This window comes from Pseudomonas sp. GNP014, from assembly GCF_054344005.1.
The window spans coordinates 4,551,996-4,574,778 of sequence record NZ_JBTGUS010000001.1 but is presented as its reverse complement, the minus strand read 5'-3'; the positions used below and the strand labels follow the sequence as shown (position 1 = coordinate 4,574,778).

The 22,783-nt window shown below is 60.5% G+C and carries 15 protein-coding genes and 4 pseudogenes; 5 read left to right on the top strand and 14 right to left on the bottom strand.

The genetic code is table 11. The features are described from left to right. Nucleotides 1-30: 30 nt before the first annotated feature. The 5 genes and pseudogenes from ACXX9E_RS20575 to ACXX9E_RS20555 form a co-directional block, all read right to left on the bottom strand. Nucleotides 31-465 carry a YqaA family protein gene (locus ACXX9E_RS20575; RefSeq protein WP_222832828.1) on the bottom strand — a complete coding sequence of 145 codons (435 nt, stop codon included), beginning with the start codon at nt 463-465 and terminating at the stop codon, nt 31-33. Then, the gene (locus ACXX9E_RS20570) at nt 465-911 is read right to left on the bottom strand and encodes a DUF411 domain-containing protein (RefSeq protein ID WP_128614491.1); all 447 of its coding nucleotides are present in this window, start codon (nt 909-911) and stop codon (nt 465-467) included. The genes ACXX9E_RS20575 and ACXX9E_RS20570 overlap by 1 nt, the downstream gene beginning before the upstream one ends. 650 nt (nt 912-1,561) lie before the next feature. Then, nucleotides 1,562-1,748, bottom strand: a pseudogene (locus tag ACXX9E_RS20565) (methyl-accepting chemotaxis protein); the annotation flags it as partial. A 381-nt stretch (nt 1,749-2,129) separates the two neighbouring features. Further along, nucleotides 2,130-2,204 (bottom strand): annotated as a pseudogene (locus ACXX9E_RS20560) (hypothetical protein); the annotation flags it as partial. 340 nt (nt 2,205-2,544) lie between these two features. Continuing rightward, complete coding sequence (locus ACXX9E_RS20555) at nt 2,545-3,213, bottom strand: PDC sensor domain-containing protein (protein WP_458556071.1); 669 nt, start codon at nt 3,211-3,213, stop codon at nt 2,545-2,547. A 381-nt stretch (nt 3,214-3,594) separates the two neighbouring features. On the opposite strand from ACXX9E_RS20555, the pseudogene ACXX9E_RS20550 reads away from it, so the two are divergent. Further along, nucleotides 3,595-4,131, top strand: a pseudogene (locus tag ACXX9E_RS20550) (hypothetical protein). Nucleotides 4,132-4,178: 47 nt separating this feature from the next. On the opposite strand, the gene ACXX9E_RS20545 reads toward ACXX9E_RS20550, so the two are convergent. The 6 genes and pseudogenes from ACXX9E_RS20545 to ACXX9E_RS20520 form a co-directional block, all read right to left on the bottom strand. Continuing rightward, a complete protein-coding gene (locus ACXX9E_RS20545; protein WP_128614415.1) occupies nt 4,179-5,096 on the bottom strand; it encodes a GNAT family N-acetyltransferase in 918 nt (305 codons plus the stop codon). Beyond that, nucleotides 5,096-6,385: a phenylacetate--CoA ligase family protein gene (locus tag ACXX9E_RS20540; protein ID WP_458556070.1), complete on the bottom strand. Its 1,290-nt coding sequence runs from the start codon at nt 6,383-6,385 to the stop codon at nt 5,096-5,098. The genes ACXX9E_RS20545 and ACXX9E_RS20540 overlap by 1 nt, the downstream gene beginning before the upstream one ends. Nucleotides 6,386-6,439: 54 nt before the next feature. Beyond that, nucleotides 6,440-8,837, bottom strand: a pseudogene (locus tag ACXX9E_RS20535) (aldehyde dehydrogenase family protein). A 1-nt stretch (nt 8,838) separates the two neighbouring features. Beyond that, nucleotides 8,839-9,885, bottom strand: coding sequence for a LuxE/PaaK family acyltransferase (locus ACXX9E_RS20530; RefSeq protein WP_458556069.1), 1,047 nt, complete (start codon nt 9,883-9,885; stop codon nt 8,839-8,841). Beyond that, nucleotides 9,821-11,233 (bottom strand): MFS transporter, encoded by a 1,413-nt coding sequence (locus ACXX9E_RS20525; protein ID WP_458556068.1) that lies wholly within the window; start codon nt 11,231-11,233, stop codon nt 9,821-9,823. The genes ACXX9E_RS20530 and ACXX9E_RS20525 overlap by 65 nt, the downstream gene beginning before the upstream one ends. Before the next feature lie 251 nt (nt 11,234-11,484). Continuing rightward, nucleotides 11,485-11,625, bottom strand: coding sequence for a hypothetical protein (locus ACXX9E_RS20520; protein ID WP_007918111.1), 141 nt, complete (start codon nt 11,623-11,625; stop codon nt 11,485-11,487). Between the two features lie 157 nt (nt 11,626-11,782). Here ACXX9E_RS20520 and ACXX9E_RS20515 point away from each other — a divergent pair, with 157 nt between their 5' ends. Then, entirely contained in the window at nt 11,783-11,971 is a 189-nt protein-coding gene (locus tag ACXX9E_RS20515; RefSeq protein ID WP_123469017.1) for a hypothetical protein, read from the top strand. A gap of 18 nt (nt 11,972-11,989) precedes the next feature. Here the strand turns inward: ACXX9E_RS20515 and ACXX9E_RS20510 are convergent, their stop codons facing one another. Next, on the bottom strand, nt 11,990-12,367 hold the full coding sequence (locus ACXX9E_RS20510; RefSeq protein ID WP_128616413.1) for a fe2+ zn2+ uptake regulation protein: 378 nt from the start codon (nt 12,365-12,367) through the stop codon (nt 11,990-11,992). A gap of 419 nt (nt 12,368-12,786) precedes the next feature. On the opposite strand from ACXX9E_RS20510, the gene pvdQ reads away from it, so the two are divergent. Beyond that, nucleotides 12,787-15,111, top strand: coding sequence for a bifunctional acylase PvdQ (gene pvdQ / locus ACXX9E_RS20505; RefSeq protein WP_458556067.1), 2,325 nt, complete (start codon nt 12,787-12,789; stop codon nt 15,109-15,111). 54 nt (nt 15,112-15,165) lie between these two features. Here the strand turns inward: pvdQ and ACXX9E_RS20500 are convergent, their stop codons facing one another. After that, the gene (locus tag ACXX9E_RS20500) at nt 15,166-16,167 is read right to left on the bottom strand and encodes a FecR family protein (RefSeq protein ID WP_186746871.1); all 1,002 of its coding nucleotides are present in this window, start codon (nt 16,165-16,167) and stop codon (nt 15,166-15,168) included. A 153-nt stretch (nt 16,168-16,320) separates the two neighbouring features. Between ACXX9E_RS20500 and ACXX9E_RS20495 the strand changes: the two genes are divergently transcribed. Continuing rightward, entirely contained in the window at nt 16,321-16,590 is a 270-nt protein-coding gene (locus tag ACXX9E_RS20495; protein WP_128616414.1) for a PepSY domain-containing protein, read from the top strand. A gap of 57 nt (nt 16,591-16,647) precedes the next feature. On the opposite strand, the gene ACXX9E_RS20490 is transcribed toward ACXX9E_RS20495, so the two are convergent. Further along, nucleotides 16,648-21,462 (bottom strand): hypothetical protein, encoded by a 4,815-nt coding sequence (locus ACXX9E_RS20490; RefSeq protein WP_458556066.1) that lies wholly within the window; start codon nt 21,460-21,462, stop codon nt 16,648-16,650. Nucleotides 21,463-21,719: 257 nt separating this feature from the next. On the opposite strand from ACXX9E_RS20490, the gene ACXX9E_RS20485 reads away from it, so the two are divergent. Next, entirely contained in the window at nt 21,720-22,760 is a 1,041-nt protein-coding gene (locus ACXX9E_RS20485; RefSeq protein ID WP_128616415.1) for an Ldh family oxidoreductase, read from the top strand. Nucleotides 22,761-22,783 lie beyond the last annotated feature (23 nt).

Sequence of the window (22,783 nt, the reverse complement as noted above, 5' to 3'; positions counted from 1 at the left end):
TAAACACAGGCAATGGCCGCGCTCGATGGTTCACCCGAGCCAGCCCAGGGTCAGCAAGGCCAGCACCGCATAACGCGCACCTTTGGCCAGGGTGACAATGAGCAGGAAACGCCCGAGCGGTTCGCGCATCACGCCGGCAATCAGGGTCAGCGGGTCGCCGATGATCGGCAACCAGCTGAGCAGTAACGACCAATGACCGTATCGCTCATAGTGCTTGCGCGCCCTGGCCATGTGCTCGGGGCTGACCGGAAACCAGCGCCGCCCCTGAAATCGTTCGATGCCACGCCCCAGCCACCAGTTCACCAGCGAACCCAGCACATTGCCCAGCGTCGCCACGGCGAGCAAACCCCATAGCCAGTAACGCTCGCTGACAATCAACCCGACCAGCGCCGCCTCGGACTGTAACGGCAGCAACGTCGCCGCGCCGAATGCGGCAAGGAACAGCCCGAAGTACGCAGCGCTCATCAATGGGCCGGGTAGTCCGCCACCACCACGTCAGCGCCGTCCTTCTTCAGACCGATCACTTGGTAGGCATCGCTCATGCCATCCATTTCCATGCCCGGCGAGCCCATCGGCATGCCCGGTGCGGCAACGCCGAGCAGATCATCACGCCGGGTCAGGGCCAGCACTTGCTCGGCCGGCACATGGCCTTCGACGAATTTGCCGTTGATGATTGCGGTGTGGCAGGAGGCCAGACGCGGTGGCACGCCATGTTGTTGCTTGAAACTGCTCATGTCCGCTTCGACGTGATCGTCGACTTTGAAGCCATTGGCTTCGAGGTGGCTGATCCACTTCTTGCAGCACCCGCAATTGGCGTCGCGATGGACTTCGATCGGAATCAGGTCGGCGGCCTGAGCCAGGGAGGAGAGGAACAGGGCGCTCAGGGCGAGCAGACGCAGGTGGGTTCGCATGACAGGGCTCTCGCTTCGCGGTGGCAGTCAAAAAGAATGCATTTTGACCGTTTTTTATCGCCTGGCATCAACGCAATGTTTCCAGTTGTTGCGAGGCACACGGGGAGGATTATCGCCGATCACCGCTGACAGGTTGCTGAGCGCAAGATGACAAAGTTGTCAGGTGGCCGGATCCGGAGAGGTGTGGGCCTGCTCGCAAATGCGCTCGCTCAGACACTGAAACAGCGACTGAGCGATTGCTTTCGCGAGCAAGCCCGATCCCACAGCGGGCATCTGACTGACAGACAACCCGTAAAGGCGTGCAGCTATCAGCGGACCTTGAAGCGGCCCATGATGGCGCTGACGCGGCTGTCGGCTTCCAGCAACTGACGGGTGTTGAGTTCGCTGGCGTGGCCGCTCTGTACCAGCTCTTCGACCATGTGGCGGATCTGCACCATGCTGCGATTGATCTCTTCGGTGACCGCACTTTGCTGTTCGGCGGCCGTGGCGATCTGGGTGCTGAGGCTGTTGATATGGCTGACCGAGCCGGCCATTTCGTCCAGACCGGAGTTGACCCGAGCGGTGGCATCTGCCGCCGACTGACAACTGGCCTGGGTGTTTTCCATGGCGCTGACCGACGAACTCACCCCTTGGGTCAGGCGGGTCAACATCTCGTTGATCTTCCGAGGTGCTGGCCTGGGTACGAGCGGCGAGGGCGCGGACTTCGTCAGCCACCACCGCAAAACCACGACCCTGTTCACCGGCGCGGGCCGCTTCGATGGCAGCGTTGAGCGCCAGCAGATTGGTCTGCCCGGCAATCGCACCGATCACCCCGAGAATCTCGGTGATGCGCTGGGCGTCCTGCTGCATGTTCTCGACTTTGTTAGTGGCACTGGCCACTTCGTCGATCAACGCCACCACACTGTTGGTCGCTTCACCCACGACAACGCGTGAACGGTCGGCGTTTTCGTTGGCGCGCTGGGTGAACGCCGCCGTTTCAGCGGCATTCTGCGCGACGCTTTCGGCGGTCGAGCTCATTTCGGTGATGGCGGTAACGGTCTGGTCGGTTTCCGAAGCGTGACGCAACAGGATCTGGCTGGTATGCGCCGAGGTCCGTTGCAGGTCGTCGAGGCTCGAAGCCATTGCACCGGTGGCCTGCGTCACTTCGCCGATCATGTTTTGCAGGTAGGCGATAAAGGTGTTCACCGAATGGCCAATGGCGCCGAGTTCATCTTCGGCGCGAATGGTGATGCGGCGGGTCAGGTCGGCGTCACCGCTGGACAGCAAGTCGATGTTGGCTTTCAGCGCTTTCATGCGCTGGACCAACTGACGGATTGCATAAACCTGCAACAGCACCAACAGGATCACCAGTGGTATCTGCAACAGGCTCAGGCTGCTGAGGACATCGTCGCGTTGCGCGGTGAGCAGTTTGGTCGGCAGGGCGGTGGCCAGGAACCATGGTGTGCCTTCGATGGGGCGCATGAAGAAGGTGCTGGCTTCACCGTTGTTGTCGAACTCCACGCGTTGCGCCTGATCACGGTTTTGCAGGCCGGCCTTGACCTGGCTGGCGAAGGTCGAGCTGCCGGCCAGTTCGCTGATGTTTTTCAGCACGATCGGGCCATTGATGCGCGAACTGTTGCTGATGATTTTGCCGTCAGCTTCGACGATCAGCATTTCGGCGTTGAGGTCCTTTTCCTTGCGGGCCACCAGGATCATTAAAGAAGCCGAGGGTCACGTCGATGGTCGACACCCCCCAGGCGGCGCCGTTTTTCTGGATCGCCATGGCGCAGTTGGTGCGCGGTTCGGCGCTGGCGTCGTCCTTGTAGGCCGCTGCCCAGGCGCACTGACCGCGCGCAGTGGCCATGCCGCCCTTGTACCAGCTCTGGTCGTAATAGTTGGGGGCCGCATCGCTGTTCCAGAACGTGTTCACCGCCAGTTTGCCCGAGGCGTCACGGTGCCAGAAGGTGCTGAACTTATTGCGCCCGGCTTCACGCTGGCCAGGTAGCGGCCAGATCCCGCCGCCGAAGACCTTCAGCTCGCCGTACTGATCCACCAGGCCCGGCAACACCGTGTCGATGGCCGCGCTGTCGAGCAGCGGAATGGTCTGGGTGATGCTGCGCTGTTGCGCCTGCACCTTGTTCAGCTCGCCCTGAATCTGCTCGGCGACTTCGGCGATACGGTTGAGCACCACCTGTTCTTCGGTCTGCCGCAGCTTGGGCGCGACCAGTTGGCTGATACCGACCACGGTCAGCACCGACAACAGCAGGATGAACAGAACCAGCAACAGCGTGTAGCGAGCCTGAATAGTACGAAGTGCGGGCATGGAAACCGGTCCTTGAGCTGCGATTCTTATTGTGGGTTCGGGAAAAAAAACGGCGGGCTTTCTTACGTATCGTCGGGTCCGCTCGAAGCTTTAGGTACTTTCGTACAAGAACCTGCATGGCCGACCGGTGGTGCGTATCGAAACGGATACAAGAAAACTGGCCAGCGCGTTTGTCAGAGCAAAAAGCCTGGTGAAAATTATTCGGTTGAAGCCTCAAGGCCATGGCTTTTCGGCGTGACGCCGGTTTGTATCGAGTTTGTACGAGAATTGTAAAAACCTGATAAAAAAGGTTGGTGCCATTACTTTGCCCGCCGATACTTCCACGCACTAAAACAGGTCATCAAGGACATTCCTCATGCGCGACATTCAAGGAGCACAGTCATGACTATTGGCTACACGGGCGCCTGGCAAAGCAAGGCGGGCCTGTTGGTTCAGGACACCGGTGTGCGCGGCAAACCGGTTTCGCAAAACGCCAGGGTCAAGCAGATGCTCGCGCTGGTCGGCAACGATCCAAACGCACTGAACATCGCCGAAATGGATCGGCAAAAGCTGCACAAGAACGTCAAGGGCTTCGACCCGGAAAACGTCTCGGCGAAACAATTGGGCAACCTCGACGTGCATTCCTGCGCGGCAAAGGTCTGATTACCGATCTCACCGCCATGACTCTGCTCAACGCGGGCGACAAGTTCGACCGCTTCGGTGTGCAGAAAGACCCGGACGCCAAGTTCAATGCCCTGGAGTACTTCGCGACTCAGCTGGACACTATCCAGAGCAACAGCATCAAGGGCGATAAATACGCCGCAGGCTTGATCCCCGAATACAAAAAAGCGATTTACGTGCTGCAGAACCTCAAGAGCCTACGGCATGGGCAACGGGCGAACGGCACCGACGGACAAAGGCGTCAGCGCCAAGGCGTGATCCTCGACAGTGGCCCGTTCCTGTCACGAACGGGCCAGGTCTTGCTGTCAGACGTCGTCGGGTTTTTGCTGAAGCCGATCCTGCAGGCGTTGCATCAGTGGGCAATGCAACTGCAGCGCACGGTCGCTATGCCCGCGGTGGAACAACGCCAGCCACCCGTCGCAGTGGCCATCGCCGGGCGCCAGCCCAGTGAAGACAAAGCCGATACTCGCCAGTCTGTCGACATCCAGCGCAAAGTGCCGAGACAATCCAAGCCTGAGCGAAACCAGCCAGTGCGCCGGCAACTCGCGCAATTGTTTGAGCAATCCCGGTTTGAGCTTTTCCAGCACCAGGTCATGCCGACTGGCGCCATGACCGACATGAATCGGTGCGCCGCGCCAATGTGGCAATGGCTCTTCGACCCCTAGCTCATTGCTCAGGTGCAGCATGAACGCCTCATGTTGCATCGGCCACGTCAGGTCGGGCAGCGGACGTTGATAGCCGGGAATGTTCTGGAAACCGACAACGATGGATTCCCGTGTCGGGGGGGCGAGCGGTGACGGCACATAGTCGGGCAGCAATCCGGTGTTATGAAACCCCAGGCTGTGTGCCATGCGCTGTGTGTAGGGGTGACAAGTGACCTGCTTGATGGACAGATAGCGACAACCCAGGGCTTGCGCGTGCACCCGCAACTGCTCGCCCAGACGGGTGGCGATATTCTGGCCGCGAAAGTCAGGGTGGACGACGCTGACCGCAAGTTCTGCACCCTGACCAACGTTTTCGCGCAACAAGGTGGCATGCCCGAGGATCTGCCCGTCGACTTCTGCAACCAGCGAGTGCCAGCGCTGGCGGCTGTGGTGCTGGCTGATCATGTGCGGCAGGTAGACATCGGGTTGCGCGTATTGGTCGCCATACACTTGCCGGATCAGGCCGCTGACCGCCGTCGCATCGGCGTCGCGATAGTTACGGAGAATTAGCGGCTCCATCAGGCAGACTCCGCTGCATCATGTTGATAGTCACGCAGGTCCAGCACGCGCAGGCATTTGCCCGAACGGGGATGCCGCGGCAGGTCCTCGAAGGTGCAGTGCAGAATCCGCAGTTCCAGCAACTGATCCTTGCGCAATTGTTCGATCAACGGATACAGCTCGATGAGTCCGGCTTCCAGCGTCCGGTTAGCCTCGGCCACCGCTGGCGACGGGTGATTCGCCACCCATTTCAAGGTGAGCACGTCCTTGTGCATCGCCTGCTCAATGACCAGTTGCCAGGTGTCACTGCCCACATCGCGCCGGACACGCTCGCCGATTTCCCCCGGCATCAGCGACAAAATCCCGACCCGCACCCGTTCACTGCTTGCGCTGCGGCCCTTGAGGGCGAACTTGCGCATGGCCGTGCCTGCCGGTTCGCGCCAGCAGGCGCGGTCGCCCACCGGATAACGAATCACCGGCATCAAGCGGCGGGTGAGGTTGGTCAGCACCAACAGGCCGATGCGCTCGCAAGTGTCGATGACCTCACCGGTCTGCTCGTCGATGATCTCGACGATGCTGTGGCCGTCGCACATCCGATGCTCGCCCTCGCTGCAGTCACGGTGGCTGGCGCCGATCAATCCGGCGTCGACACTGGCGTAGCCAATGGAGGCGATGCGTGCGGCGGGAAACGCTTGCCGGAGAATTGTTCGCTGCGCGGCAAACAGGCTTTCACCTCCGTAGAGAATGGTCTCGACCTCGGGCAGCGTTTGCCCGCGCCCGCTCAGCCAACTGGCGAACGTGAGCAACTGCGCGGGCACACCTGCCAGCACATTGATCCGTTGTCGGGGAATGGTTTCGGCCAGTGCAGCCAGATCGACGCTGCCGGTGAACGGAAACTCGGTGATGTCGGTATCGACATGCTGCAACGCATCGTGAGTGAACAGGAAACTGGCGTACAGGTCACCGCAGAAAAACAGATTGGCAACGCGGTCACCCGGATTGAATTGCGCGGTCAGGCTTTGACCGAAGTCGGTCACGAACGCGCGCCATTCTTCGCGCTCGTAAATCGACAGTTTGCCGGCACTGGTCGAACCACCGGTCTTGAACACCAGCGCGGATGCCATGGGGCCGGTCAGGACGGGCCAATGGTCGAGCCTCTGGCTTTCGCGCCAGTATTGCAGTGGATCCACCACGGGTACGTTATCCAGCGAGTCATCGGATGCGCTGATAGCCGCCAGATGTTTGCGGTAAAACGGCGAACACTGGCGCGCGAACTTGATCAGTTCGCGTAGTTGGTCAGTAGTTTTCACGGTTATTGCTCTGAAGTTGTCTGGTTTTAGTTCAGGTGTACAGGTGAATAAGAACTAACGGCGCGCATCAATCACCGCGGCGGTTTTGCCACTGTGGGCGTTACGGGTGAACTTTCCGGGTACACAGATTTCAACTTCCATCACTAACAAACCGCTCTCGACAAGGGTCGTTAAAGTTGAATAGTCCGCGAGCCGCGCAAGTACTTCCGACGACGTCAGTTCGCTGCGCAACTGCAGGCGATCCCTGCCGTCGGGGGCGTGGTCGAGGACTCATTGAAACAGGCACCTGCAGACGCTGCGTCGATTCGCTCAGGGAAATGAAATCGCTGCCAATGCGTATCAGCTTGCCGTGACGTTGCAACAATTCGAAGCGTGGCGATCTCAGGCCGCACGCGCACGCCCCGTCGACCCAGCGTCCGCTGTCACCGATGTCATAGCGCGTGATGGAATGACCTTCGCGGCCGTGCGAGGTGAACACCAATCGGCCGGTCTCGTTGCCCTTCACCGGAACGTCTTGCGCAAACTCAACGATTTCCAGTTGCTGGATATCGCTCATCAAATGAAACACGCCGTCGGCGCTGGCCGCGCAGGCGTGGCCGAGTGGCCCGGCATCCACGCTGCCGTACACCGCCGAGCGCACACTTGAAACGCCGCAGTCTTGCAGCAGTTCACGGGTGTGTCCGCTCAGGTGCTCACCGCCGAGAAACACTTTGGCGACCCCGCCGTAGGCCCGCAGATGCTGGCCTTCATTGAGGAACAGCCGGTGTACCGTGCTCGGCATGCCGATCAACACCGTCACCCGCTGCGCGATGATCAGTTGCGCAATGTCCCGGTAATCATCATCGCCGGGCGCACCCATCGGCAGGTGCGTGACCTGCAACAGTTCGAGGACTTTGGCAAAGCTGAAGAAACCGCCGTACATTGCGCCACTGAAGAACAGGTTCATCACCCGGTCGTGCACCGGATCAAGACCGGCGGCGAACAGGCCGTCAGCGGTCGCGCGCATTTGTCGTTGAAAATCGCGATAGCTGAAACCCGCCAGCGCCGGGGTGCCGCTGGTGCCGCCCGAGCGGAACAACAGCTGCGCCTTCGGGTTGATCGGTTGGGCGGCAAACGCCTCTTTAGTCATGATGGGCTGCGCGCCTTGCAGCGCCGGCGCGGGCTGGCAATCAAGGCTGGCCTGTGCGGACAGTGCAGTCTGCGACAGGCTGACCGACACGCGACGGCTCAGGCGCTGCAACGCGTAGACACCATCGTGGGGCTCGCCGGCATAACCGTCGTGAATCGCCGCGACCGGGGCAATGCGGGTCACGCCGGCGCTGATCAATGTCTGCGCCAGTTCGGCGATCTCGGCGTCCTCGCAGACCACTGCGCAGCTTTGCAAGACGTTGCGCCAGGTCAGCAGGGTCGTGCCGAGCAGCGAGCGCGGCACGGGCTTGAGCAGCACACTGCGAAACAACGGGGACGGGCCGAGTTGACGATCATGGCTCCAGATCACCCGCCAGCCGGGGCCGCTCCAGGTCTGCCCGGTCTTGCCGGCAAAGCTTTGCCCCAGCCGCTCCATCTGTACGTGCGTGGTGATTTGCGCCGCTTCCTGCACGGTCGGCACCAGGGCTGGCCAGTGTTCGGCGCGGCGTGTGAAGGCCTGGGCGAGGCGGGCACCGATGTCACGCAGGACTGCCGGATCGTCGCTGTCGACCAACAGCCATTGCGGACTGGAACAGGCTTGCTGATCGAGTCGGCAGACTTCGTCAGCCACGGCCTCCAGTGCCTGCGCGGAAGCGGCGCTGGCGGTCAGGTAGACAAAGCTGATGCGATGGCCCCAATCGATCCAGCGACAACCGAGCGGGAGCTGCTGTCGTATGGCTTGCAACGCCGATTCGCCGCCCCAGGCCGCGACGCCATTGGCGTGTCGGCACAGTGCGCCGATTTGCGCGGTGGTCACCGGCAGCACGGCCACGTAACCGGCGAGCTGCCCGCTCGGATCGCATTGCAGCAAGGCGTGGAGCAGGCGTGCGGTCAGCCCTTGATCGCTGCTGCTCGGGCGCAACCAGTTGACGTTCCCCGCGAGCAGGCCTTCGATCACTGCGCAAAATGCCAGCAACGGCGCATTGCCCGGGGTGATGTGCACCACCAGGCCCAAGGGGCTCCAGCGTTCGAAACGCGGTAGCCGGTAGTCGAAGCGGTGCAGCGAGTGCGGCTGCATACCGAGTTCGTGCTCGAGTTTGCCGCACAGCGCTTCAGCCTGGCAGAACTCGATCAACCCCTGGCGTTGCTCGGCATCGAGCGGCAGATCGGTGTCGCGCAGTTGTTCGGCAAACCGTTGCGCCGCGTCGATGATCGTGGCACTTGCCAGGGGGGCACTCAGTTGTCGCGGCAGGTTTTCAAGCAGTGACGCCAGCGCCTGATCGAGGCTGTCGGGTGTGCACAGGTGTCCGTCAAGTAAATACATTTCAATGACTCCCTAACAATTCGGCCGCGGCCATGGCACAGCTTCTGCTGGCCGTGGTGCCGGCGCGGCCATGTAATTCAAACCAGTCGGTGGAAAGCCCGCAGCCACAGCTGGAGCCCGGATGCAGAGTGGCGAGATCGCTCATCACCACGGCGTGGGCGGGGCTGGAGGAGATGTAGGGCGAAACGAAGCCCAGCAGTCCACGTTCGCCGTAGGGCAAGACGCAAAAATCTGCGGGATTGCGCACGTAGACCCGCGAATAGACCGGCACATGGAAACGGTGGTGGGCGCATTCGATATAGGGCACGGCATGCTCGACTGCGCCGTAGCCGTCGCGACAATTCGCCAGGTCGATCCCCAGTTGTCGGTGAATCTGCGCATACAACTGCGCCCGTGGAATTTCCTGTGCCGCCCGGGTTTTCCAGCCACCGCCGAAAAACGCCAGCGAGCGGGCCGGCAGGCGCAGGTCGGCGATAGCGGTGGCCTGCATCTGTTGCAGGGTCTGCCAGAGGAACGCCGGGAAGCCGAAAATCCTTACCGGCAAGCCTTCTTCGGCAAAGGCTTGCAGGGCAGCGATGACGCCGAACAGATCGAATTGATGTCCGTTGCCGGTGCGTCGCAGGGCGTAACACACGCGATTGACCGGGGCGAAGCTGCACAGGAACTGGTCGGTGTAAGAGGTGCCGAGGGCGACGCGCTCTTCCGGTTCGTAACCCAGGGATCGCCACAGGTAATTGCATGGCGTGTCGGGCGTGTGCCAGTGGTAATGATGAAAAATGCGCGCAACCATGAACTGGGCAGCGGTAAGGCTGCGCTCGTCGTAACGCATGCGGCTTTTCTCGCCGCTGGTGCCGGAGGAGGTGAGTTCCAGGGCCGTTTCGCCGGTGGCGCTGAGCAGCAATTGCCGTTTGAAAAAACTGGCGAAGATCGGTGGCAGGCGCGACCAGTCATCGAGGTTGTCCAGGTCGTTGATCTGCAGTCCGTTAGCGTTCAACCAACGCGTGTAACCGGGGGTCTGCTCGCTGTGAAACCGGCTGATTTCGGCCATGGCGTGTTCGAAGAGACCCGATGGCACGGAATTCGGGCAATAGGGCGCCGCTGACGCGCAAAGCGCATCGCTGAGAGGTAAACCGGTCATGTTCGAGCCTTATGGAGTTGATGCGGGAGTGGGACGTGTTGTTGGAGAGGAAGCCCAGCAGCAGGGGCAGGGCCAGCAGGCCGCCGCCGGCCGCCCAAAGGGCAAACAGTGACAGGCTGTTACCCCCGCCAGACGCGGCAATCAGCGCGCCGCCGGCGCCCATCACGGTAATGGAAAGCATGCCGATCAGCGCCGAGACCAGGCCTTTGCTGTCCTCGCTGCAGAACAGGGCCAGCCGATACAGCGCCGCATTGCTCATGCCCAGGCCCACCGCATACAGCGCGAGACTGGCGACGACGGCTTGCAACCCGGCACCGAGCTGGCTGCATACGATCAGCGCGCCCAGACCGAGACAAAAAGGCCACAGCGCCAGGCTGACCAGGCGCGGTAGCGGCTGGGTGAGCAACAGCCGGTCAAGCAACAGATTGCCGACGATGACCGCCGCGAAAACCGGGATTTGCCATAGCCCGTACGCCAGGGGCGTCAGGCCTTGCTGCTGCATCAACAACACCGGTGCAAGGCCGATCCAGGCAATCAGTGGCAGGCTCATCAGGCCCAGGGCGAGGCTGGCGGCGAGAAAGCGGTGGTTGCCCAGCAATGCCTGATAACGCTGCCGGGTATGGCGCCAGGAGAAAGGAATGCTTGCCAGGCGTTTACCGTCACGGCGCAGCGCCCCCACAGTTTCCGGCATGAAGGCATACAACCCGAGCCAGGCCAGCGCGGCGACCAGGCCAAGCATCAGAAACAGTTCGCGCCAGTCGAGCCATTCCAATAGCAGGGTGCCAACCAGCGGGCCGAGCAACGGAGACAGCAACGCGACGTTGCCGAGCAAGGCCATCAGGCGTACGGCGTCGGCCTCGCAGAAGACTTCCTGAAGGGCGGGGTAACTGACGGCGACGACAAAACCCAGGCTCATGCCTTGCACCAGCCGCAGCAGGTTGAACGCTTCTATGCTGCCGGCAGCGAACGCCGCCGCGCAGGCCGCGCTGAACAGCGCACAACCGGCCAGTAACATGCGCCGCCGCCCCAGTTGATCGGACAAGGGGCCAATCAGCCCTTGCAGGCAGACACCGCCGAGCAAATACAGATTGAACGCATAGGGAACATGACGGCTATCGGCATTAAACGTATGGATGACCTTCAACATGGCCGGCATGATCATGTCACTGGCCATGTAAGTGGTCAGTTCAAACAAGGTCAGTGCCAGACAGAATCCGAGCGCTCGTGTGGGAGGGATGTTTATCAAAATTCTCTGCATATGCTTTCTGGTTCATCAAGTTAAACAGCAAGAGTGCAGAGAGTAAGGGGCGGCTATGTGGGTTTATATGGATTTGGTGTGACGGTATATATCTATAGTTTGCGTATTTTTACTTTGGGAGGAGGTATTACAGTTGATGGCGAATCGTCCTACTGGTTTTGCAGATACTTTACGCAAAATGCGCCTACATTGCGTAAGCGCATTGAATGGCGGGAAATAATTGGACTCGGGTTATATCAGAAGTTCGTCACTTAACGATGTTGATAATAGCCAGGGCCGCCCTGGTAATAACGGTGATGGTCATCGTGCCAGCCGCCGTGGGGGAAGATGATGCAGCCACTCAGGGTCAGCAGGGCAAGAACGGGAATCAGCCAGGTGATTCGACGCAGCATTTCAAAAATCCTCATGGTTACGCCGTCATGAAGCCAAAACTCTTCATCGGCTGTAACATGAGACCCCGAATGTCGCGGCGCATCCCCGTAAAAGGGTAAGCGCATGGCATGCAAACGGATACAAACCGGATACATTCCAAAGGTTCAGGAAACCGCAATGACCCAGAAGCAACGCTTGATATATTCGATTCTGATCGCCGTGTCTGTGCTGGTGATCATGCTTGGCCTGTCCTGGCTGCAGAACGCCGGGAAGATCGACGAGAAGACATTCCAGTACATCGCCATCGGCGTGGCGGTGGTTGTGGTGGTGATCAATGGTGTGATGCGCCGCAAGGTCAAGCCTTGACGGCGATCGCCGCGCCTTTCAATCGTTGTTGAGGACGGCTGCAGCCTGTGGATGCAGGCTGTAACTCTTGTCGGCGTTGAAGGTAATCACACCTTCAGCGCACAGGCGCTTGAGGACTTCGCGCACACTGAGGAAGGACAGCGGAATATCCAGATCCAGCAATTGGGTATGGACCCCGCGCACGCCCAGACGACGATCGGTCTGCGCGGCGACCAGCAGGGCGTCGAGGACTTTGAGGCGAATCAGGCTGGTGCGCAGCCCGAAACTTTTCAGCAGCAGGCGGATTCGCTCGTTACCGTGACGGTCGACACGTGGCCCGAAATCGCTCGCGTGGGGGCTCATGGAAGCTCCTTGTTGCGCCTGGCTACCGTCCGTTGGTAGTTGCGAGTTGTACATGCGATGGCTCCTTTCAGAGTCTGATCGGGAGGGTTATTGGGGCGTTCTCTAAACAAGACGTATCAGCACGACAAATCATGAAAGAAAAAATGTGGAAAATTTGTCGGAAATTCGTTCTTTCCTTGTAATCACGGCCTATATCCGCTGTCACGCGGGCTAAATTTTTTTCTCCGGCTTCGTTTCTTGCTCAGGCTCATTGCGCGTGGACGCGTGGGTGTTTTCAGAGCGGAGCGTAGCCTGTGTCGTTTTCCACGGTTGGCGTGATCCGCTCTTCGGCATTTCGATCAGGAGCGAGCGTGATTATTTCCAGGCAATTAACCGGACGGAAGCAGCTGCAAGCTTCGAGCTGCAAGCGGCAAGTTGAACATTCGGAATCACGGGACGGGTTGTGCTTTGACTCGAGGTTTGTTGCCAGAAGCTTGCAACTCACCGTCGCCGGTATGTTTCTCGGGCTGAGCTTGTCGGCCCATGCGTTCAGCCCGGCCACTGCGGCCAGTGCCGATATTCGGCGCACCGGATTTGGCGTGCCGCACATCCGCGCCGAAAACGAACGCGGCCTCGGTTTCGGCATTGGCTATGCCTACGCGCAAGACAACCTGTGCCTGCTGGCCAACGAAATCGTTACGGTCAACGGTGAGCGTTCGCGCTATTTCGGCCCTGAGCAGTTGACCGTCGAACAGCGCGAGAACCGTGTCAGCGATATGTTCTTTACCTGGCTCAATACGCCGGAGGCGGTGCAGGCTTTCTGGCAGGCTCAGCCGACCCCGGTGCGTGACCTGGTCGAAGGCTACGCCGCCGGTTACAACCGCTATCTGGCCGAACGCCGGCAGCAGGGCCTGCCGCAGCAATGTCAGGGTGAATGGGTACGTGACATCGCTGCGCAGGATGTGGTCAGGCTCACTCGTCGTTTGCTGGTCGAGGGCGGTGTCGGTCAGTTTGCCGAGGCATTGGCTGGCGCCACTCCGCCGCAAGCGACTGCCGCCATCAACCACGACTCACGGGCTTATCAACTGGCCGATACCCGCCAGCAGCGTTTTGCCCTGGATCGCGGCAGTAACGCCGTGGCGGTGGGCAGCGAGCGCTCGTTCAATGGCCGCGGAATGCTGCTGGCCAATCCGCATTTCCCTTGGGTCGGCGGCATGCGCTTCTATCAGATGCACCTGACCATCCCCGGCAAGCTCGACGTGATGGGCGCCGCGTTGCCGGGGCTGCCGATGATCAACATCGGTTTCAACCAGCACCTTGCCTGGACCCATACCGTCGACTCGTCGAAGCACTTCACCCTGTATCGCCTGCAACTCGACCCGAAAGATCCGACGCGCTACCTGCTCGATGGCCAATCGCTGCCGATGAGCAAGCAAACCGTGACTGTTCAGGTCAAACAGGCCGACGGCCAGGTTTCCGCTGTGACACGTGACCTCTACAGTTCGCAGTTTGGACCGATTGTGCAATGGCCGGGCAAGCTCGACTGGGACCATCAGTACGCCTACAGCCTGCGCGATGCCAACCTCGAAAACGATCGCGTGCTGAATCAGTGGTACACGATGAATCAGGCGACCAGTCTTGAGCAACTGCAAGCGTCGGTGCACAAGATTCAGGGCATTCCCTGGGTCAATACGCTGGCCGTGGATGACAAGGGGCAGACGCTGTACATGAACCTGTCGGTGGTGCCGAACGTCAACGCCGAGAAACTGGCCAGGTGCAGCGATCCGCGCATGGGTACGCAAATGATCGTGCTCGATGGCAGCCACAGCGCGTGTGCCTGGGACATTGATCCGAACGCAGCGCAGAAGGGTATTTATGCCGCCAGCCAACTGCCACAACTGTTGCGCAAGGATTTTGTGCAGCACTCCAACGACTCCGCCTGGCTGGCCAACCCGGCGCAACCGCTGACGGGGTTCTCGCCACTGATCAGCCTGGAAGGGCAACCGCTGGGCTGGCGTTCACGCTATGCCCTGGCGCGCCTGGGCAATCCGGGTCAACAAGGGCCGTTGGGGGTGAAGGATTTGCAGCACATGGTGATGGACGATCAGGTGTATCTGGCGACCCAGGTGCTGCCGGATTTGCTGAGGTTCTGTGCCGGCGACCTCGGTGCCGATGCGCAAGCGTTGCAACCGCTGTGCGCCAGCCTCAAGGCCTGGGACGGGCGAGCCAATCTGGATTCGCGCCTGGGCCTGGTGCACTTTCAGAACATTATGCAAACGCTGCAGAAATCCTCCGATATCTGGCGCGTGGCGTTTGATCCGAAGGATGCCCGCCACACGCCGCGCGGATTGGCTGTCGAGCAGCCAGCGGTGGCCAAGGCGCTGCGTGAAGCGATGCTGGCATCGGTGGTGATGACCAACAAAATGGGCCTCAAACCGGATACGCGCTGGGGGGATATCCAGGTGGTCAGCAGTGGCGGGCAGCAGACGCCGATCCATGGCGGGCCGGGAACCCTGGGCATCTACAACGCGATCCAGAGCGTGCCCCGGGAAGACGGCAAGCTGGAAGTGGTCAGCGGCACCAGCTATCTGCAAGTGGTGACGTTCGACGAGAAGGGCCCGCACGCCCAGGGGCTGTTGGCGTTCTCGCTGTCCAGCGACCCGGCGTCGAAGTATTCCCGTGATCAGACCGAAGCGTTTTCGAAGAAGCAATGGAGCGTGCTGCCGTTTACCGAACAGCAGATCAAGGCTGATCCGCAGTATCAGGTGCAGAACGTCAGTGAGGCGGCAGACAAAGGCGGGGAGGTAGCAGCCCGGTAACGGCTGTCGTTGTTGCGTCAGACTTGAAGGCCGCCTTCCACGGAAGTGCGGCCTTCAGTTTTTTGGCGGTTGCTGTGGGATCGGGTTGATCACCGGATTGCCCTCCTTGTTGCGGGTCAGATAGACCGGCAGCACTTTCGGCAGCGAGCCGGCCAGATTGTTCAGCTCTTTGATGTTGTAAATGCCGCCCACCCGAATCAGCCCGGTGTTGCTGTCGGCCAGCATCAAAGGCGTGTTGAGGTAGCGGTTGATCAGCGGCAGGGCTTCATTGAGCGTCAGGTTGTCCAGCACCAGTTTGCCGCTGCGCCAGGCCAGTGCGGTGTCGTTGGGGTAGGTCTGGCTGATCTGTGGCATGTAGTCGCCGTGTTTGTAACGTGCCTGCATCGACGGCCCAAGGCGCAAGCCATCGCCTGGCAGTGCGGTATTGCTGCTCACCAGCACCGAGCCCTCGATCAGGTTGACCCGCACCTGGTCTTGATACATCCAGACATTGAAACGCGTGCCTGTTACCCGAATCCTGCCTTCGCCTGCGCGAACGACAAACGGGTGCTGCGTGTCATGACTGACGGAAAAAAACGCTTCACCTTTTTTCAGGGTGACGCGCCGTTCGTCCTTGTAGTTGCTGAAGGTCAATTCGGTGTTCAGGTTCAGCTCGAGCTGGCTGCCATCGCTCAGGGTGACCTGGCGCACCGTGTCGGTAGCGGCGTAATGCTGGTAACTGTCGGGCACCCAGCCCAGGTTCCAGCCGGCATAAGCCGCCAGCGGCAGAGCCAGGGTGCAGAGACCGGCGACGACCGCGTATTGCCGCCATGACCGCGGCGGCTGGCGAGGCGCAACATCCACGGCAGTCTCGGGGCGCGGCAGGTGCTCGGCGACTTCCCAGATTTCCAGCATCGCCTCGTACTCGAACGCGTGCAGGGGATGCGCATCACGCCATTGTTCGAAGGCGCGACGCTCCTGGTCCGTGCAGTCGGCCGCGTGCAGACGCATGCACCACTGCGCGGCGGCATCGGTGATCGCATCGTATTCGGTTTCCGAGAGAGTGTCTTGGGTCATTGACTCGTCCTGATTTCGCACATTCTAACCTTGACCGGAAGTTGCCGAGAACCTGCGTTATGGCAACTACCCATCAAAGTGGAACTTATTTTTCGCTCCGGCGCCCAAAAAGCGGGACACATTGGAAGACTTAGCCATAAATGGAGTGAAAAAATGATCAAGAACACTTTCGCCGCAGTGATTGCTGCTGCCACGTTGCTTACTGCGGGTGCCGCGATGGCGGACAGACCGGGCGCAGGCTGGGTGACCATCGAAAAAGCCATTGAAATCGTCAAGACCAAGGCCGGTTATGTCGAGGTCTACGAGATCGAAGCCGACAACGACGGTTACTGGAAAGGCGAGGGGCGCAAGGCCGATGGGGCCGTCTACGAGTTCCGCATCGACGGTGCCTCTGGCAATGTGCTGCGGGATCAGAAGGATTGATTCCCTACGCCGCCAATGGAAGCGCAGGTTGTTAAACCTGCGTTTTTTTTTGCGTAATCAGGGCGTGATCGCCGGCGGCGGATCGAGCTGGCGACCCATTTCGCAAATCAGGTGGGCGATCGAATCGGCATTGCGCAAAATCACGTCGATGCGTATGTCCGATGAACCCTGATCAAGGAACGCCGTGCGTGCCTCGTCAAGCGTCGGGCTCGAGGTCAGATCGAGAATGATTTTGCTCAAGTCTTTGCCGCCAGGGACCTGATCCAGGTTCACATAGGTGTTTCTTGTTCTGCTCCAGTGTGAAAACAGTTCGTCCCTGGGTGTGGCCAATGAAAGCGCCCGACGCTGGAAGGATTGCAGATCGTGTCGCATCGACAACCCCAGCAGCGTGACGGTCGAAATCAGATCGGCAAACGGTCGGCGCGACTCCAGCGAGGCAATGTCTTCAGCCTTGCAGAACTGGTGGGCGAGCTCGTGAATCAATGTCGCCGCCTGAGCGTGAGCATCGACATCGAAAGGCTGAGTCATTACCGCGTTGTAGCGATCCAGAGCAGGGTTGAAGAAGTGTTCGGTGAAATGCACCCGTTTGCGCTGATCGTTATTGAGCACGAATGCAATGATTGATGAGTAGGTGGTGTTCGAACCGACGACGAAGCGGTCGGTGTTCATCAGGTCGTCATCCGGGTCCACCAGTGCGTTGCAAATGGGCACGATCGCATTGTGGATTTTTTTCAATAGCCTGGTATCCACTTGCTGCACACCAAAAAAATCTCTGAAGAACGCCTCCAGTCGAAGACTCGGGGCATTGTTTTTCAAGAGCGCCAGATTGTGCAAACTGTTGAAGGCGTAGAACCGCGCCAGGTCGACGGCCTGCTGGATAGCCTGAGCTTTTCGTGGGTGCTGTGCCTGAATGTCCTTCATCCCGACGGCCTCGATGTTCAGAACCGCCCGACGCTCTCGCTCGAGTCTGTAGGGCTCGTACAGTCTGGAGACGACTTTGCCGAAGTGAGCGGTATGGCGGTCGGCAGCGATCACCAGGTGCGTACCGTGCATTCTTAACGACGGGCCAGGCGTGGCACCGTTGACCAGTTGCCAGACGGCGCCGGGTTGTTCGACACCATAGACTTTGCCTCCGACGGTGGCGTAGCTTTGTCCGCTTATGCTGTCTTCGTAAACCCCGGTCCTGCGATTGTGCTTGAGGTCTGCGAGGGCCACCGCGTGGGTTTCGAATGACTGCAACTCGGTGCGCAGCGGGGAAGTCGTGCGCATGTGATGCCATGTCGGTGCTTGCGCGGCGGACGGCGACGTCGCGTCTTCAACGGCTGGCGCTTCGACCCTGGCTGGCACGTCTTCGGCGTCCTGCAGACTCTCGCGACTCAAACTCAGCATCTGCACGGCGCCGCCAATGAACGCCTGCAAGGCCTGTTTCCAGTGGTGGTCCTGGAGGGCTTCGGCCGAATCCTTGAAGTCTTTGTAGGCTTGCCAGAGAAACGTCACGTAAGACAACTTGCCCGGCAACAATCTGGACAGCAGGTGGATGCCCTTGCTGAACAGATTCTTCGCAGCCTCCCAGTCATCTTGCGCCGCAGGGAGGGACTGACAGCCGAGAAAGCGCTGCAGCAGCGCAAGGTTGTCAGTGAACAATCGTGCCAGCAGGTTGCCCTGAACAGGGATCCCGACGTGGACCATTTCACTGGTTTCGCCAACGCTGGATTGCAGCAGCCGTTGAAACACAGCCTGCTGCTCCGTTGGCAAGCGGCGCAGCAGCAGGTCCTGCAAGGCCCCCGGTTTGTTCAGGGCGGCGATCAGCCCCTGCGGTTCCTCGAATTCATGGAACACCTCGTCGGCATACAGTGAATAAAGCACTAGCGGGCCTTGATCTCCGTTACCCGGTCCAATCACGTACAGGCCCGGAACTTCCACGGCCGTCACTCCGGCCGTCTTGGCCAGCGACAACGGTGCGACAAGCGCATGCGCACCCTCGACCGTCGCGCGTGCAACGCCGTCGGGCATGTCGAACACCTGACAGAGGTAGTCGAATGCCTTGGCGGACAATCGCTGTTGCAGTTTCAATCCGTGGGCGTGTTGCAGCAATTGCCAGGGCAGTTGCCGAAGGAAGCGCTGCTTACGCACTTCGGCACTGTCACTGCCGGGCGCGAGCATCTTCGCTACCTGTTGGCTGTAGGTGGTGGAAATGTCCAGCGACAGCAGCAAGCGCCGCACAGCGTTTTGATCAAAGCCTTGGGGTAACGCCTGCGTGGTGGTGGAGGTGACCTTGAATCCGGTGCCCTGAGCCACGTTGATATGGTTCAGGGCAAACTCGCTAAGCGGGCGTGGGGGCCCTGCCAGGGCGAGGTTGGGAGTGATCCTGATCTGTTTGGGCTCGAGCCGGTTACCGGGAAAGCGTTGATCGAGCAGCGTCTTCAAGCGTCGGTCTACGTAGTTGGCAAGGTCGGGAAGGTCAGTGAGGTAATCCTTGTGATCGGTGACACTGTGGCGCCATTGCTCGAGCAGCTCCAGATGCCGTTGTTGATCCTGTGGCGACGCCATGCCCAGCCAGGCAGGCAGCGACTGCTGCTGGTCAATGGCCTTGCCCAGTTGAAGGGTGCGCAGCAGGTTGGTGTCGATCACGGTTTTTTTCAGCGTCGTCAGGACCGATGCCAGGCGGCTGTCGCCGTGCAGGCGCTGGCGAGCCTGATCGCAGCGCGCAAGAAAATACTCGATCGCCGATTGCATCGAATGTCGGGACACATCGCCTTTGATCAGTTGCAGTGCACCCAAGGTGTAGTCCTGGTGGAACTGACGATCTTTCGGGGCAAGGTTTTCGACGAGGGCAAGGCGTCCCACACTGGATTTCAGTCGCTGGTTCAGCACTCGTCGTGCATCGACGACGTCGGCAAAAACCTCAAGCCCCGTCGCGGGTGTCCACAGCACGGCGTGCCCCGAGTGTGCCGCATCGAGGCCGCCGCGTTCGGTCAGCATCACGCAGTGTGCCAGCGGCAATTGCGTCTGCCCTGAGGCACTGTCGAGGGTCAGCGACCAGGCATCTGGCCGGAAGCCGTTGAGCGAGCCCCGGTTATCGCGGTTGGCGTGCTCGGTGGTGAATACCGTATCGACTATTGCCTTGATGTCGGCCCTGAGCGAGCCACTCAGCACCCGCAACTGCGCCTCCCCCGTGATCCCTTCCACCCAGCCGGCGGCGAGCAGTGGTTGCAGATTTTCAAGGTACCGGCGCTGCTCGGTCACAACGGCACTGGGCTGAACCCGGAACGCGCCGGCGAGCAAGGCTTCGCGGTTGGCAAGGGTGCGTACCCGCTCGCGGGTTTTTTCCGCCAGCACCTCGGACGCCTGTTGAACCCCGGGCAGTGCCGGGCGGGTGGACCAGCGTTCGCCGGTGTTCAGTTCCAGCAAGCGTTCATGGATCATCGAGCGAATATCCAGCGCCTTGTCGAACAGTGCATGGATATCGACGGTGCCATCGCTGAGGCTGAACACCTGCAAGGCGAATTCGATGTTCTTGCGTTGCTTGGTAATGATCGCCTCGAACAGCACGGCGAAGGTCTCGCCGGCGAGACTTTCTCCGCTGACATGCGGGTTGCCGAAGCCAATGAAGCGTTTGCGCTCTTCCAGGCTCAGCAGACCGAACAGTTCGTCCTCATGGCCGGGCGCGAGAAACTTGCTGTGCACGGTGTCCTTCAGATCGTTGTAGTCCTGGAGCACCTGCAAGCCCATGCTCGGGGTGTAAAGAAAGGCGTTGGCATGGCTGATCATCAGCGAGCCCGCCAGTTCGACGTAATTGGGTTCGTACTCCCACAAACGCACGTTTTCCAGGATCGGACGGCCGCCCGGCAGGCTCGCGGGACTGATCATCTGGTGCAGGGTGGCAAACTGGCTGGCAGTGAGGATTTCGCTTTCGCGTTTGATCATCAGGTCGGCCCGAGCCTGTTCCGTCAGGGCCTTGGCGAAAAAGACGCGGCGCGGCGAACCGTCGGCGGAGGGTCCATCCCAATAGCGTTCCATTTCGCGAAACAGCCACATCACCAGTTTGCCCGCCACTTCCTTGAGGGCGGCTTCCCAGGTGGCCTGGTCACCGCTGGCAGGGTCATGGCCCGGATTGGAGAACTCGTGCAACCGGTTCGCCGGCCAGTCACGGTGATACAGCCTCAGCACCGCTTCACTCAGACTCATTGAGTCGTGCCAGTGTTTACCGGTCTCCGGGGCGCTGCCGTCGGCCTGCACAACGCTATAGAAGCTGACGCGCGACAGCGTCTGCTCAATGTTGGGGAAGTGCGGGCTGAGCCGGCCATCGAGAATCTTCTCCAGCAACGAGGCCAGAGACGGCAGTTGTTTCAACTCATCGAGCATGGCTTCGGCGTTCAGTTGCTGGGCCGCCTGAATCGCGGCGCCCTGATGAGCAAAAATATCGCCTTCGATGGTTTCGTAGCTCAGCGTCAGGCGACTGTGTGCGGTCACCTGCCGGCGCTGGGCCAAGGCCAGAAACGCGAACATGTCGTCATCTTCATCCGTGCTTTCCAGATGGTTGCGCAACGCTGTCTGCAGGGCCGGGAGGCTGTCGTATTTCTTGATGCCGCCGTACGGGGTATAGAGGATGGCACCGCAGTCGTCCGGCGTTGCACTGAGGATGAACACCCCGGCCAATGTCAGGGCGGGCAGGGTGCCTGCCTTGATCTGAACGCTTTGGGCAAGCATCGGTGGCGACTGTTGGCTGCGCAGTGCCTGGGTCACCAGCGTGACATGGGCCAACCAGTCGAAATCTTTGTCGTTCAGGCCGTGGGTCTTGCCGAGTTCTGCCCTCAGTCCCTTGTATTTCAGGGCTTCGGGAAATAACAGCGCAGCGACGGGATTGAGCATCTTCAAGTCTCTTTGCGGGGCGCACTGATGAGCGCCGTCAGAAGGAGGCACGAGACTAGGAGGGGGGCGCGATTCACAGGTGGTAGATAGTTATTGCACGTTGCAGGTAAATGTCTGTCAGGCGGGTGCGCGGCGGGCACGCTCGCGATGATCGCGGCGTTATTGAGGGTTGACAGGCGGCAGCCCGGGCATGGTTAATCGACTGGCAAATTGTCCATACGCTGTTGTTCCCTCCAATAATCATTCTGGAGCTTCAGATGTCTGCGCCACACGATCATGTGTCCTCTGCTGCCTCGTCGTCGGTATCGCTCGATGCGCTGACGCAACTGCTTGAAACGATTTTCCTGCGCCACGGCACGTCTGACGAAGTGGCCCGGGTGCTGGCCGCCAACTGCGCCAGTGCCGAGCGCGATGGTGCCCATAGCCACGGTGTCTTCCGGATTCCCGGGTACGTCTCGACCCTGAAAAGCGGCTGGGTCAATGGCCATGCCGTGCCGCAGGTGGAAGACGTGGCTTCCGGGTTTGTCCGGGTCGACGCCGGCAACGGGTTTGCCCAGCCAGCATTGGCCGCCGCCCGGTCATTGCTGGTGGAGAAGGCGCGCCAGGCGGGGATCGCGGTGTTGGCGATTCGCAACTCCCATCACTTCGCCGCACTGTGGCCGGATGTCGAACCTTTTGCCGATGAAGGCCTGGTCGCGCTGAGTGTGGTCAACAGCATGACCTGCGTGGTGCCGCACGGCGCCGACCGCCCGCTGTTCGGCACTAACCCGATCGCCTTTGCCGCACCGCGCGCCGGTGCCGCACCGATTGTCTTCGACCTCGCCACCAGCGCCATCGCCCATGGCGATGTGCAGATCGCCGCGCGCAAGGGCGAACGATTGCCGGCAGGCATGGGTGTGGACAGCCTCGGCCAGCCGACCCAGGACCCCAAAGCGATTCTTGAAGGCGGCGCGCTGTTGCCATTTGGCGGGCACAAGGGCTCGGCGCTGTCGATGATGGTGGAACTGCTGGCAGCGGCGCTGACGGGCGGCAACTTTTCTTTCGAGTTTGACTGGTCCGGGCACCCCGGCGCGAAAACCCCGTGGACCGGGCAATTGCTGATCGTCATCGACCCGAGCAAGGCGGCCGGGCAGAGTTTTGCCGAGCGCAGCGAGGAGTTGGTGCGGCAGATGCACGGTGTCGGGCTCAAGCGTTTGCCCGGTGATCGTCGACACGCCCAGCGCGCCCGTTCACTGGCCGAAGGCATCCTGCTGGATCAGCAGACGCTGGCGCAGTTGCGCGAACTGGCAGGACAGTAATTTCGCTGCGCGCAAGAAAAAGG